General features: G+C 53.1%; 14 protein-coding genes and 1 rRNA gene. 7 read left to right on the top strand and 8 right to left on the bottom strand.

Translation table 11 applies throughout. From position 1 onward, the window contains the following. Window positions 1-37: 37 nt before the first annotated feature. The 4 genes from FPZ49_RS31665 to FPZ49_RS36200 all read right to left on the bottom strand — a co-directional run bounded on the left by FPZ49_RS31665 (window position 38) and on the right by FPZ49_RS36200 (window position 3,233). Window positions 38-601: a pyridoxamine 5'-phosphate oxidase family protein gene (locus tag FPZ49_RS31665; protein ID WP_144854340.1), complete on the bottom strand. Its 564-nt coding sequence runs from the start codon at window positions 599-601 to the stop codon at window positions 38-40. A gap of 169 nt (window positions 602-770) precedes the next feature. Then, window positions 771-1,649 (bottom strand): polysaccharide deacetylase family protein, encoded by an 879-nt coding sequence (locus FPZ49_RS31660; protein ID WP_144854339.1) that lies wholly within the window; start codon window positions 1,647-1,649, stop codon window positions 771-773. Beyond that, a complete protein-coding gene (locus FPZ49_RS31655; protein ID WP_144854338.1) occupies window positions 1,639-2,895 on the bottom strand; it encodes an SEC-C metal-binding domain-containing protein in 1,257 nt (418 codons plus the stop codon). The genes FPZ49_RS31660 and FPZ49_RS31655 overlap by 11 nt, the downstream gene beginning before the upstream one ends. 197 nt (window positions 2,896-3,092) lie before the next feature. Further along, the gene (locus FPZ49_RS36200; RefSeq protein WP_186446218.1) at window positions 3,093-3,233 is read right to left on the bottom strand and encodes a hypothetical protein; all 141 of its coding nucleotides are present in this window, start codon (window positions 3,231-3,233) and stop codon (window positions 3,093-3,095) included. Window positions 3,234-3,360: 127 nt separating this feature from the next. Between FPZ49_RS36200 and FPZ49_RS31650 the strand changes: the two genes are divergently transcribed. The 5 genes from FPZ49_RS31650 to FPZ49_RS31630 all read left to right on the top strand — a co-directional run bounded on the left by FPZ49_RS31650 (window position 3,361) and on the right by FPZ49_RS31630 (window position 7,993). Next, entirely contained in the window at window positions 3,361-3,693 is a 333-nt protein-coding gene (locus tag FPZ49_RS31650; RefSeq protein ID WP_144854360.1) for an ArsR/SmtB family transcription factor, read from the top strand. 118 nt (window positions 3,694-3,811) lie between these two features. Next, the gene (locus tag FPZ49_RS31645) at window positions 3,812-5,548 is read left to right on the top strand and encodes a SulP family inorganic anion transporter (protein ID WP_144854337.1); all 1,737 of its coding nucleotides are present in this window, start codon (window positions 3,812-3,814) and stop codon (window positions 5,546-5,548) included. A gap of 104 nt (window positions 5,549-5,652) precedes the next feature. Continuing rightward, window positions 5,653-6,564: an S-layer homology domain-containing protein gene (locus FPZ49_RS31640; RefSeq protein ID WP_144854336.1), complete on the top strand. Its 912-nt coding sequence runs from the start codon at window positions 5,653-5,655 to the stop codon at window positions 6,562-6,564. A gap of 124 nt (window positions 6,565-6,688) precedes the next feature. Further along, complete coding sequence (locus FPZ49_RS31635; RefSeq protein ID WP_144854335.1) at window positions 6,689-7,489, top strand: alpha/beta fold hydrolase; 801 nt, start codon at window positions 6,689-6,691, stop codon at window positions 7,487-7,489. 39 nt (window positions 7,490-7,528) lie between these two features. Further along, window positions 7,529-7,993, top strand: coding sequence for a thiol-disulfide oxidoreductase DCC family protein (locus tag FPZ49_RS31630; RefSeq protein WP_261381720.1), 465 nt, complete (start codon window positions 7,529-7,531; stop codon window positions 7,991-7,993). Here FPZ49_RS31630 and FPZ49_RS31625 read toward each other — a convergent pair. Then, window positions 7,987-8,460 carry a hypothetical protein gene (locus FPZ49_RS31625; RefSeq protein ID WP_144854334.1) on the bottom strand — a complete coding sequence of 158 codons (474 nt, stop codon included), beginning with the start codon at window positions 8,458-8,460 and terminating at the stop codon, window positions 7,987-7,989. The genes FPZ49_RS31630 and FPZ49_RS31625 overlap by 7 nt on opposite strands. Window positions 8,461-8,712: 252 nt before the next feature. On the opposite strand from FPZ49_RS31625, the gene FPZ49_RS31620 reads away from it, so the two are divergent. After that, window positions 8,713-9,750 carry a Gfo/Idh/MocA family protein gene (locus tag FPZ49_RS31620; RefSeq protein ID WP_144854333.1) on the top strand — a complete coding sequence of 346 codons (1,038 nt, stop codon included), beginning with the start codon at window positions 8,713-8,715 and terminating at the stop codon, window positions 9,748-9,750. A 118-nt stretch (window positions 9,751-9,868) separates the two neighbouring features. On the opposite strand, the gene FPZ49_RS31615 is transcribed toward FPZ49_RS31620, so the two are convergent. The 3 genes from FPZ49_RS31615 to FPZ49_RS31605 form a co-directional block, all read right to left on the bottom strand. Beyond that, a complete protein-coding gene (locus tag FPZ49_RS31615) occupies window positions 9,869-10,840 on the bottom strand; it encodes an alpha/beta hydrolase (RefSeq protein ID WP_261381719.1) in 972 nt (323 codons plus the stop codon). A gap of 80 nt (window positions 10,841-10,920) precedes the next feature. After that, window positions 10,921-12,153, bottom strand: a complete 1,233-nt coding sequence (locus FPZ49_RS31610; RefSeq protein WP_144854332.1) for an ABC transporter permease — start codon at window positions 12,151-12,153, stop codon at window positions 10,921-10,923. After that, window positions 12,150-12,902: an ABC transporter ATP-binding protein gene (locus FPZ49_RS31605; protein ID WP_144854331.1), complete on the bottom strand. Its 753-nt coding sequence runs from the start codon at window positions 12,900-12,902 to the stop codon at window positions 12,150-12,152. Before FPZ49_RS31605 ends, FPZ49_RS31610 begins: the two co-directional genes overlap by 4 nt. Window positions 12,903-13,444: 542 nt before the next feature. On the opposite strand from FPZ49_RS31605, the gene FPZ49_RS31600 reads away from it, so the two are divergent. Continuing rightward, window positions 13,445-13,565, top strand: a 16S ribosomal RNA gene (locus FPZ49_RS31600); the annotation flags it as partial.

The following is a 13,565-nucleotide window of genomic DNA, read 5'->3' as shown; positions in this document are numbered from 1 at the left end:
CAGCTCCCACGTTGATGTGAGAGCTGCCCTTTTACATTCACTGCCCCTGCTCCCGCAGCCGCTGCCCGATGGGGGTCACCCACCCATCCATGCTGACGGCATTTTTCTCCTGCCGGTAAGCATCCAGCCCCTGCTCCCCTTTGGTCGCAGCCCACCGTTGAAGCATGTCGCGTTCGCCCTCATAGTGGAAGAACGGCACGCTGAACCCGCAGGACGTCTTGACTGCGTGAATTTCAGCCCGGATGATTTGCCGCGCGCCCGGAAGCAGCTCAAAGCGGGAGGCAAGCGCCTCCCACTCGGGAGAATCCGGCAGGATGACTTGCCCTTGCCCATACAGCCTTAGAATCATCGGCGCTCCCTCAAAGGCCACGAACATCAACGTGATCCGGCCGTTATCGTCCAGATGCGCGCTGGTTTCGTTTCCGCTGCCGGTCAAATCCAAGTACGCCACCTCTGTAGGCGACAGCACCCGCAGCACATCGTGCCCCTTCGGCGAAAGATTGACATGTCCGTCCGTCGGCGCCGACCCGACAAAGAACAGCTTCTGCTTAGCAATAAACGCTTCATGCTCCGGCAGGAGCGCTGGAAAAAGCTTTCCCATATCCGTCACCTCATCTCGAGAGCCAAACATCAGCCTCATCTTAATTTCATTATGGCCGCTTCCCAAGAACTTGGGAAATAGTCATTCGAAATGAGGAGTATAGGATTTTCCTATAAATGTAAGCAGCCGCAGCCGCTGGGTCCAAAATAAAAAAAGCGAAGGCTGCGACTCACTTCGCGGCCCCCGCTCGTTTTACGCGGAGCATGATTTGTTTGTGCAGCTGCTCCGGCTTAATGCTCGGATTCCCGGCGTTGATCCGCGGAATTTCCAGCGGACTGCTGCCGCGGGTCGCCATTTCACTGACGATGGTGAAGGCATAGCGGGTCCCGCCTTCCGTGACCAGCTTCTCCGACGCAGCCGTGAAAATGCCGAACGGGTAAGCGTACGTGTCGCCCGCGCTTTTCACCGGCATGCCTGCGTACAGCTCGTCCAGCTTTTGCACGCACGCCTTCGTATCCGCCAGGATGCGATCGTTGTAAGCGCTCGCGGATTCGGGGCTGCCTCCACTGGCGCCGGTCATCGGATTCGTCAGCGCCGCCTTGTCATCCTCCGCCTTGAAGTGCAGATTGTCCGAGTGGCACCCGACATCGATCATGCCCGGCTTGTAGCTGAGCATCTCCCGAATTTCCTCTCTGGACAGCGAGGGGATGGAGGTGGCCTTCGGATCGGCCAAATCTTTGGTGACAATGAAGTTGACGGCCGGAACGTCCAGCTCCTTTAGAATGGGAAACGCATTCAGATAAAAGCTCTCATAGCCGTCGTCAAAGGTCACGAACACGGCATTGTCCGGCACGGGCGCGCCCTCATAGAACGCTTTGAACTGCTGCATCGAGATAAAATGATACCCGCGAGCCTTCAAATCGCTCAGCTGCTCCCGGAACAGAGCGCTGCTCACCGTGCTGGAGCTTTCGTCCGTATCGTGCACGTGATGATACATCAAGACGGCGACTTGGTTGCGGTAGCGCCAATCGTCCTTTTGAGCAAATACATCCCACGTGCTCAGCAGCATAACTGCAATGAGCAGCGCCGTGAGAAGCTTACTGGCCATGACGAAGTTCCTCTTCTAACCAACGAAGGAGCTTCGGTTGACGCTGCCAGAGTTCAAAATGAGATTGGGCATAAAAGGCCGCCTCGCGTTCATCACCAAAGCCAGTGGCATCCGGTGTCTCACTCGGAACGGGCTTGCTGCCGGTCAAATAACCGGATACATGCGGATTTTGCCGGTGAGCTTCCTTGAGCAGACTGGAAAGCTTGGACGTGATGCCCTTCTGGCCGAACTCAACCAAGAGCCGGTTATAATTAAAGCTCGTGCCGGATTCGTCGTAAGCCTCGATCAGCTTCGATGCCCGCTTCCAATCTTGAATGTCCAGATAGCAAGTCAGGAGCAAGTAGCGAATGCCTTGATTGTCGTTCGGATTGAGCTCCAGCATTTGCGCGCATTGCGTGATAGCTTCATTCGCACGGCCGGCCAGCCGCAGCGCTTCGGCGTAGCCTTGCTTTGCCCGCATATAGGGGCGAGTTTCGTGCGCAAGCCAGAACACGCCTTTATGCTCCTCGAAGAAAGCTTTCCCAAGCTCCCGTTCACCGGCCAGCATCCCTTGCTTATAAAATTCGGCTGCTTCTTCGACCGTTTTGGCCGCATTCTCGGCCAGCAGTGCATAGGCTTCCGGATTATTCGGGTCGAGGTCGACCGCTTGAGCCGCCAGCTGCGCCTTCTTCCGTGCCGTCGTTTGATTCCACGCTTGCTTGATCAGCTCAGCAGCCACTTCTTTGCGCTTAGCGGATACCCGGTGATCGGCCGCGGCCACAGCTGCGGGGCTCGCCGAAGCTTGAACTGCCCGCTCACGGTGCATCGGCTCGACAACCTCCATCAGTGCTTTCGCATTTTTGGTGATCGTGCTCTCAGCCACATCGTAGAGCTCTGCCAGCTGCGACTTGGTCACTTCCGACTTGCCTTGCAGCTGCGCGTAGCAATACTCCATCGCGGCACAATAGGTGCCCGGCTTCCGAACCGTGGGCTGCTGGATCGCAGTGTAGGCGTTCCACAAAGTGACCGTCTCTTCGATCTCTTGGCGGGTATAACGGTCGCTCATCGTTTGGCCTAGCTGCAGCGCGATGTCGCGGTACTGCTCCTGCGACCAGGGCAGCTTGTCCGTCCAAGCCGATAAAGGCTCTTCGACCTGGCTTGGGGTGATCCGCGTCACCTTGTTGGCCTGGTCCTTATCGAGACAGCAGAGCTTGTATTTTTTTCCGCTGCCGCACGGGCAGGCATCGTTTCGTCCGATCTTTTTCAACGTCGAGTCATCCTAACTATAAGAAATTGTCCCTTCTATTGTACCACTGTGTGAAAGCGTGGGCAAAGTCTTTACTACAGCCCCCTCAACAGCTGTTTTTATAAGAAAAGCTCCTTGAAATACTAGACTTCTTGAGCTCCGCTCAAACCTTATAAAAAAAGATGCCAAGCAGTCACCCGCCCGGCATCCGTCATCCTTTATTTTCTCTGTTTTCCTGTATCGCAATTGGCTGCGTCCCGGGATACCGTATCATCCGCGAGCTTGTCCCCGAATTGATCCAACCGGGAAGGCGAGCTTGCCGGCCCGGTATTGTCCGGTTTGCTGTTTCTGCCTGCCATCGTCAATCACCTCCGAAGGTTAGCGTCTCACGCAGGCTGTGGTTTTATCCTTGATCTCGGAGTTGGTTGCCGGGACGGTTTTTATGATATGATAATTCTAAATATTTGAAGGTTGAGGGGAAGCATGATGAACCTTGAACTGCAGCAATTCAAAGCTGAATTTTTCAAAGCCTTGGCTCATCCGCTGCGCATTCGTATTCTTGAAGTACTGTCCGAGGGCGATAAGACCGTCAATGAAATTCAGACGATCATCGGCAGCGAAGGCTCGGCCGTTTCCCAGCAGCTGGCGGTTCTCAGAAGCAAGAATGTCGTGTTTGGTATCAAGGAGGGAACTTCGGTGATCTATAGCCTGCGAGACCCGCTGGTGAAGGATCTGCTAATCGTAGCCAAGCAGATTTTTGATAACCATTTGGTGGGCACGATTAACCTGCTGGAGAATATGAGGACGGGCGGACTCTGATACATCATTCAATGCCGATTTCAAATCAAAAAGGCATTGAATTTTTTTGTGTCTAGGATTATGATTTTTTATATATCCAAATAATCAGATATACAAAACTATGAAAAGAAGGGTTGCTATGAATGGGTCGGGTAGATTTGCCGGGTATTCGCTTCAAGCCTTTCAACGGGATCTTGTGGCCGGTTTCATCGTTGGGGTTGTAGCCATCCCGCTGGCCATGTCCTTTGCCATCGCCTCCGGAGTCAAACCGCAATACGGGATGTATACGACCATTATTGCAGGGTTCCTTATTTCATTGCTGGGCGGCTCTAAATTCCAAATCGGAGGTCCGACCGGAGCTTTTGTCCCCATCTTGTTGGGTGTTGTCTTGCAGTATGGATATGAAAATTTGCTCCTGGCCGGTATGATGGCAGGGGTTATACTTATTCTCATGGGCATATTCAAGCTCGGAGTGCTGATTCAGTTTATTCCCAAACCGGTTACGATCGGGTTTACCACAGGGATCGCAGTCATTATCTTTTCGGGTCAAATCGCAAACTTTTTGGGCCTACGAGAAATGAAAAGCCATGAGGACTTTTTATCCAATATGAAAGAAATCGGAATGCACCTTTCCACCACGAATATTTACAGTGTCATTACGGCACTAATTAGCTTGGCTGTCCTCATTGCCTTGCCTAGAGTGTACCCTAAGATTCCCGCCTCCTTAGTCGGGCTTGTCATCTCCAGCCTTACCGCCGCCTTATGGTTCAGCGGAAAAGTAGCTACCATCGGCTCGACCTACGGGGCGGTTCCCAGCGCGCTTCCCGCCTTTACTATGCCGCATGTATCGATGGAACAAATCACCATGCTCCTGCCTCCCGCATTGGTCATCGCCATGCTCGGGGGGATTGAGTCGCTGTTATCGGCGGTAGTGGCCGATGGCATGGGGGGCACGAGACACCGTAGCAACAAAGAGCTGATTGGGCAGGGAGTGGCGAATATCATTACTCCGCTCTTTGGCGGCATTCCGGCCACCGGGGCTATTGCGCGTACGGCCACCAATATTAAAAGCGGGGCGGCTTCACCGCTATCCGGAATGATTCATGCGGGAACCGTCCTGATCGTGCTGATTGTGTTTGCACCCTTTGCGTCCGCCATTCCGCTGTCCAGTATGGCACCCATTTTGATGGTCGTAGCGTGGAATATGAGTGAGCGCAAAGAATTCGTCCATCTGCTCCGAACGAAAACAAGCGATTCCGTCATCTTAGTCATCACCTTCCTCCTTACCGTATTTACGAATTTGACGACAGCGGTGGTGGTCGGCTTGCTTCTTGCGGTGATCGTCTTTGTAAAGCGGATGCGCGACACCACCTCGGTGACGAGTATGGTGAAAGAAGGCCTTGGCTGCCCCCAAATCAACATTTTAACGCTCGAGGGACCTCTTTTTTTTGGTGCGGCCCATCGGATCGAAACTTCGATTATGGATTCGCTGAGGTCACATCATGGGAGTCTGTCCGGCGATTCCTGTTTCGTCGGGCAGACTCCTAGAGTGCTGCTTCTTCATATGGGGAAAGTCCCCTTCCTGGATGCTACGGGTGAATCCAATTTAGCTGGAATCGTCAAGCATGTGGCAAGCAGCGGCGGGCGGATCCTTATTTCCGGCATTCAGCCTCAGCCCAAGGCCTTTTTACAAAAGACCGGGTTGTATGAGCGGATCGGGCAACACCACTTCTTTGACCATACTTCGGGAGCGATTGTGTTTTCGATGAATCAATTGGATTTGAACCGTTGCTTAGGCTGCAAGCAGCAGGCATTCCACGAATGCTCCACGTTAGCTACCCTCGCCTCATTCGGTGATGTAAAGTCAGAAAGATGAGCAAAATATCCTGCAACCTTTTTACGAGGCGTACCGTCTGAGGGGTAACTTTTGGCTACAATAAATCCAACAGACCAAAGTCAATGGAAGGTGGCAATAGGGGAATGAAAAAATGGATTACCGCCGTTTCAGCAGCCACATTGTTTTGCAGCCTGATGTCAGGAACCGTGTTTGCGTTTAGCGACGTGGACGGAGATCAGAAGGAGCCGATCATGGCGTTAAAAGACCGCGGCATCGTCAGCGGCATCGACGGACAGCGGTACGTTCCGATGGGCAAGGTCAGCTACGGGCAGAGCATCAATCTGATCGTCAAAGGACTCGGCCTGAACATCGATAACATCAAATTTGTCAAAAAGCCGCTGGCCTCCGACTATTTTACGAACATCCCGGATGATGCTTGGTATGCGCAGGCCTTCATCATCGCCCACTTGAACGGGCTTCCGATTCCGAAAGACATCGATGCGAACGGGACGATTACCCGCGAGCAGTTTGCGGATCTGCTCATCCACGCGATCGATACCAAAGGCAGCTTTCCCGTCGTGAAAATGCTTGTATTGCTGGCGGACCAGGATCAAATCGACCAGCAGGCGGGCTACAGCGTTCAACGGGTCATTTTGCATAACATTATGAAGCTGGGCGAAGACCGCAAGTTTTACCCGAAGCAGGAAATGAGCCGCGGAGAGGCGGCGGTGTGGGTGTTCAACGCGATCCGGTTTATCGAGAGCCACCAGCAAAAGCCTGACCCGCAAGAGCAGGTCACCGTAACGGTGGAGAAGGTGAACGACGAGGTAAACAAAGTCATACTTTCCCGGGGCCAAAAGCCGACAGCGGGCTATGACATTGCCATTACGGGTATCCGTTTCGAGCAGGAGGGGCGTGCAGTCATTAGTTACATGGTAACTGATCCGAAGCTGGACAGTATGAATGCTCAGGTCGTCACGGAGCCGAAGGCGGAGACATACGTCTCGTCCAAGTACAAACCGGTAGCGGAGCCGCGACCATCCGAGCAAAAATAAAACAGCGAGCGAGGGGCCTTACACGATGGAGGTGTAGGGCTTTTTTTGTATGCCACACGTAAGGTGCGCGAGGAAAAAATCAGGTAAACGGGGTATAATAAGGGGAGAAAAGGAGCGAATCCGAATGACGAAACAGACCAAAGAAGTGAAGGGTAAAAAGATCGCCTATAAGGATAGCGGCCAGGGAATTCCTGTCGTTCTGCTGCACGGATTTTGCGGAAGCTCGGCCTATTGGGATCAGCTGATCCCACGGCTTGAAGGCCGCTGCCGGGTCATTGCGCCTGATCTGCGAGGCCATGGTGAATCGTCAGCGCCGGCGGACAACGTGTACAGCATGGAGACTTTGGCGGAAGACATCGCCGGATTGCTGGATGCAATCGAGCTTGGCCCCGTCATCCTGCTCGGGCATTCGCTCGGCGGCTATACCGCGCTGGCCTTTGCCGAGAAGTTCCCGAACAAGCTGCGCGCCTTCGGCTTAGTTCACTCGACGGCGTATCCCGACGATGAGAAAGGCAAGGAAGGCCGCCTCAAAGCGCAGCAGACGGTGCGGGAGCAGGGGCTGCCGGTGTTTTTGGACGGCTTGATACCGAAGCTGTTCGCGCCGGAGCATCTGACCTCGATGCCGGATGCTGTACAGCAGGCCAAGAGTATTGGGCTAGGCACGAGCCCTGAAGGAGCGGTGGCGACGCTGGAGGGCATGCGCACGCGGCCGGATCGCAATGCCGTGCTGGCGTCTGCGCAGGTACCCGTCCTGCTGGTGGCGGGCTCCAAGGACCAGATCATTGCGCCCGACCGCACCTTTTCGGTTCAGGGTGAGCATATCACGCAGAAGCAGATCGACGGGGCCGGCCACATGAGCATGATCGAAACGACCGACGTGCTCGCGCAGATGATCCTTGATTTTGTAAACACAGTGGATCATTAAAGTGGTAAAATAGAACGTAAGAGCATGAAGGCGGACTTCATGCTCTTTTTTCAAGTCGGCAAGGGGGAACAGCGTATGGGGGAAATCAACACAGCTGCGCCTAATGCGCATCCGGTTGTGCTGTATGATGGGACCTGCGGCTTATGCAACAGGGTGGTTCAATTTATTCTTCGTCGGGACCGGAAGGGGAAGTTTCGGTTTGCAGCGATTCAGTCGGAGACGGGGCAGCGCATGTTCCTTGCGAATGGACTTGACCCGACATCACTGGATAGCGTGGTGGTGATCGATCGCGGCAAGGCATACACCAAGTCTGCGGCGGCGCTTCGAATTGCAGGAGGCTTGAACGGCGCGTGGCCGCTCTGCCGTATGTTTCACCTGGTGCCTAGCGGATTGCGGGATGGGCTCTATAATTATATTGCGAGTAATCGATATAAGTGGTTTGGACAATCGGAGGCCTGCATGCTGCCGGACCCAAAGGTGCGCGAACGGTTTTTGGATTATTGAGCGGGCGTACGCGCGTTGTCCTTGGATCTGAGCAGCAGCATTCGGATGGGTTGAGCCAGCAGCTCGGTGAGCAGCAAGGTGGCGACAAGTCCGGACAGAGAAGCACTGACGGACAGCGGCAGCACCCACCAGTGAACCGCCTGGGAGAAAAATGGAATGAGCGCAACCGCCATAATGGGAGGCGCGTTCAAGTGAAATTTGCGGATCAGCAAAATCGTGCACAGTGACGTCACTAGAAACGCCCATAGCCCCGACCCCGTCAAGAAGAGCACGGATCCTAATGTCGACGCCGCGGCCGCTCCGGCAACCAGCCGCATCAAGTCCTTGATGGCGAAGGTTCGGCTGACGAACAAATAAGAGAACGCGCCGAGAGTCGGATAAAATAACGGCTTTAGCGTCGGAAAGCTCTGGGACAGCCAGTAAATGAGCAGCAAGTAAAGGGCAATCGCAATCGTTTTAATATCCATCGAGTATGTATTCCCCAATTCCTCATAGGAGTACCTGCCTTTAGCAGACAAAAAAAATCATACTATGCAGCTGGCATGACCGTCAATGCACCATTTTTTGCACTTTGTCTCTCAAGATTTCCCACATCAGATTTCCAAAAAGTCAATAAAAGCAATAAAATGAGCAATAGACGCAAAGAATGCGTTATTATTATACTGCATTATTAAAAGTAAAGGATTAGTAAACTATCATAATGAAACTAGGTGAAACCTGTGAAACCATTAGGTATAGCTGTTATTGGCTGCGGCGCCATCTCGGGCGTCCATCTGAAGTCGGTTGCAGGACTGGAATCTGCCAAGCTGCTTGCGGTTGTGGATACGAACGAAGCGCTGGCTCGCACAACAGCAGAGCAATACAGCTGTGACTATTACACGGATTACCGGGAAATGCTGAAGCGAGCCGATATCGACGTGGTCCACGTGTGTACCGCGCACTATTTGCATGCTCCTATGACGGTGGATGCGCTGGCGGCAGGCAAGCATGTGCTGACAGAGAAGCCTATGGCCGAAACGAAAGCAGCTGCGCAGACGATGCTCGATGCAGCAGCTAAGCATACGGACGTGCAGCTCGGCGTCATTTTCCAAAATCGCTACAACCCTGCATCGGTCATCATGAAGCGGTATGTGGATTCCGGAGAGCTCGGCAAGCTGCAGGGGATGAAGGGGATTGTCACCTGGCACCGCGACGCCAAGTATTACGCCACCGAGTGGAAGGGCAACTGGGCGACGGAAGGCGGCGGTGTGCTGATCAACCAGTCCATCCACACCTTGGATTTGCTGCAATGGCTGGGCGGCGAGCTCGCGAGCATCAAGGGCACCATGTCCACCGACGCGCTGGAAGGCGTGATCGAGGTGGAAGATACCGTGCATGCGCACCTGGTTTTCCGCAGTGGAGTAACCGCGATTTTCTATGCGACCAATGCTTATGCTATCAACTCACCGGTAGAGGTTGAATTGTTGTTTGAGAACGGCAAGCTCAGCATGCAAGGCGACACCTTGTACCTCACACAGAACGGAGAACAAACGCTGCTCAGCGAGCCGGTGGTCAACGAACTGGGGGAAAAGTCGTATTGGGGCGTAAGCCACGGCGTGCAAATCCGCGATTTCTACGAGCATGTGGCAACCGGGCGCAAGTTCTGGATCGACGGTGCGGAAGGCTACAAGGCGTTCCGTTCGGTCATGGACATCTATGAGTCCTCGCGTTCCGGCAAGCGAATTCAGTATAGCGAGAATACCGTAACTACTTCCTAAATAGGCAGACGAAGAGGGTCATCGAGCGATGGCCTTCTTTTTTGTCTGCAAAAATAAAAAGCGCCGCTTCCCAGCCAGCAGGTGCTGACTCGAAAAGCGGCGTATACTTTGAACGGTGCTACAGCTTCTCGAAGAACGACGTAACCTTCTCCACATACTCCTGCTTATGGTTCGGGTAATTCTTCGCATGACCTTCGCCGTTCGGCATCCAGAAATCGAATTTGTCTTTGTGCTTCTCCCACATCGACTCGCTGTTTTGGTACGGAATCGATGGGTCCTCCGAGCTGTGAATGAACAGGATTGGCCGCGGATAGATGCGGTCTACGGCGGACAGCGCATCCACGCCATTCGGATCGATGCCTGTCATTCTAGGCAGAATTGTCATGATCAGCGGAGTAAAAGGGAAGTTCGGCAGGTGCGACCAAACCGGCAAATTCTCTTGCAAGTAGTGCCCCAAATGGTTGAACGGACTGTCGGCAACAACGCCGGCTACAGACGGCTCATCAGCCGCAGCCATCAGCGAAGTGCTGGCCCCCATCGAGAAACCAAGCAAGCCGATCTTGCCCGGGTGTTTCGCTTTCATCCAATCGATGGCGCCCAGCAGGTCGTACTTCTCAAAATAACCGACTGAAGTCAACGTCCCCTCGGATTCGCCGGAATGGCGAAAGTCGAACATCAGCACGTTGTAGCCGCGATCGACCAATTCTTTGGCGAGATTCAGCGCTTCGGTTTTCTTTTGCAAGCGGTTGTTATCGTATCCATGGGCCATGATGATATTGGGTCTGGTGACTGGGGTGCCGTCCTCTGAGCTCAAGCTTTTTCCTGGCAGGTACCAGCCCTTCAGATTCAAATGATCTTCGCGGCTTTGAAACTGAATCGGCTCAAAGGTCATACCAAGTCGTGCTGGAGAGTCATCCAAAGCCGTTGGCGTTGTATGCGTCAGCTTCCATCCGACGTACGTGGAAATGCCGATACTGCTAACGATTAAGAATACGATCAGCCCAACCAGGGTCCAGATCAGCGGCTTCATTGGCATGCGGCTGCTGCTGCGGCGTCTCGTTGCTCGGGTTATCGCAGGGGTAGGTCTCATAGCGGTAAATAGTCCTTTCTGTATCCGGGATTCACAAATGCATTACCCATTATACGACAAGATGATGTACCGCAACAGCCTTAATTCCTGCCTTTCTTTCCTTGATCAGACCGCTGACGCATATGATAGAGCGCCGATAATGCGCATCCCAAAGCGAAAAGTCCACCTGCGTAGGTGGGATGAGGCAGCGCCCAGAGCGACGGCAGCCCAAGGAGAATCAGCACTCCGATATGTATACGGAACCGCACACGCTGTGCTGAGCGGGCTCTCAAATCAGGGGGCAGCGGATATATAAAAGACCAGTCGGAATGCTGGTACACACGCTGCAGCTCCTTCAGCTGAACCGCCGTTAAGCCGCTAAACAAGATCCAAAGCACCACCGGCAGCAGCACCCCAGTAGAAACTCCAATCAGAATCATGCCCAGTACCGTAAGCCGAACTGTCACCCCAAACCATTCCGATCGAAGCCAAATGCGAGAATATAAGAAAGTATAAGTAGACTCCGCGTTAAAATGATGCCCGCCAAGCGCCCTCAGCAGCATTTTCGGAGCTCGCCTCCATCGGGGGGCGCCATGAATGCCGGGCACATCGATGAACAAATTGAGCAGCCTGAAAATAACCGACCGGTGCTTCCGTTCTGCAGCCAGAAGACCAAGCCAGTTCAAGCTCCGTTTCCCGTAGGCTCGCTGAACTGCGAGGTACAAGAGCAATCCGCCGGCAGTGACAAGCGATCCCCATGCCATCGACAAATTCATCAAAGCATAGCTTAGTCCCGCCGCTGACATCCACCGAAAAAGAGACCTCAGCATCGCCGGAAGCCGGTCCGATCCTTGCAGCTCCTGCCATTTCCCTTTCAGCATCACATGTTTAATGACGAGCAGCCATGCCAGCACATACACAAACCGATAGCCATCGTTCCCTGCCGCGAGCGCATACATGGGCCACAAAATCAGCCATACTGCCAATAGCCCAATCGACTGGATCCCAAAGGCGCGCCGTACTGCTTTTTGCATGTAGACCGACAGCTCCGTTTCCAGCGGCAGCAAATACATCAGGTCTGCGTCCTTGAGGTAAGTGCGAATCGGGCATAGTGCGAGCAACGGCCATACTACTAAAGCGGCAATCGGTCGAAAGGGAAATCCCGCGGGCGCTTCAGTTAATAGCTTTGTATAAAAGTAAGTTCCCGCAAGCATCGCCAAAATCACAGTCATAGCGATACTCTGAAGCGCATAACCAAGATAGGGCCGGATCTCGAGGAGAAATTCCGTTGTCCGCTTCCTCCATAGCTGACTGATGTTCAGTTCGAGCTTCATTGGTTATCCCCACTCCGAGTGACCAGATGATAGAATACGTCATCCAGCGTAGCTCCCGGCATTCCGGCTTGCTCTCTCAAGGCAGCGAGATCTCCCTTCGCAGTCAGCCTACCTTTTTGCAGCAGCACGTATCGGTCCGCATATTTTTCAATCGTGGTCAATATATGAGAGCTGATCAAAATCGCTGCGCCGCTTTCCTTTACCCGTACCATCAGCTCTAGCAGTGAACGAATCCCCAGCGGATCAAGCCCGAGAAACGGCTCATCAATAATGAACAGCTCCGGCCGCACGAGAAAAGCGCTCATGATCATGACCTTTTGCTTCATGCCTTTGGACAAATGAGCGGACAACCGATTCGCGTAGGCCGACATTTGGAACTCTTCCATTAGCTGTTCAGCCCGGCTTTCGAATGACTCCCGATTCACCCCATAGGCCATCGCGGCCAGCTCCAGATGTTCTTTAACCGTCAACTCTTCATATAAAAGCGGGCTTTCCGGCACATACGCATAAGTACGGCGGTAAGTCGTCGGCTCTTCGTCGATCGCTCTGCCATTTAGATGAATGGTTCCCGTATGGGGCTGCATTAAGCCCAATATATGCTTGATCGTGGTGCTCTTCCCGGCACCGTTCAATCCGATTAGTCCTACCATTTCGCCCGGACGGACGTTGAAGCTGAGATCTTGCAGCACCGGACGCTGCCTGCTGTATCCGCCGGTCAATCCTTCTACCGTTAACAAAGGCTGTTGCATCGTTTATTCACCTCATTATGTATATTACTCCTTTTTCATCCGAAAGGAAAAATGACCCTTGCAATGCGAGCGGCGGTGTGATACATTATCAACTTCGGCCGCTGAACAGGCTGTCGGATACGAAAACTTGCGAGAAATAAAGACTTGCAATGTGAATAGTAAATGTGGTAAATTAACTTTCGCTGTCCGGTTGAGATGGTTCGGTTACAAGGTTCTGTGCCATGTGGATTCGTTCCCTTGGATTGGAAATTGAAAACTGAGCTTGCAAATGGAAAGCGAATGTGGTAAATTGATTTTCGCTGTCGCAGATTGTTGCGAAAGTGTAAAACAAATTTCGCTGAGCTCGGAAAAAAGTACTTGCAAAGTGAATGCGAGATGTGGTAGATTGGTCTTCCGGCCTTTTAGACAAGCCGGTTGATGAGATACGAAACATCAGCAAATAAAGTAATTGCCCTTTGAAAACTGAACATCGAGTGAGTGCAATAAATAAGAGAATGCAAATTCTCGCCAGTAGTAAATTTTTGAGCTATATCGACTCAACTTTAATGGAGAGTTTGATCCTGGCTCAGGACGAACGCTGGCGGCGTGCCTAATACATGCAAGTCGAGCGAGGGTCTTCGGACCCTAGCGGCGGACGGGTGAGTAACACGTAGGCAACCTGCC

This window comes from Paenibacillus cremeus (assembly GCF_007786445.1).
Taxonomy (GTDB): domain Bacteria; phylum Bacillota; class Bacilli; order Paenibacillales; family NBRC-103111; genus Paenibacillus_G; species Paenibacillus_G cremeus.
The sequence above is the reverse complement of the archived record's forward strand: the minus strand, read 5'-3'. Positions and strand labels throughout refer to the sequence as shown.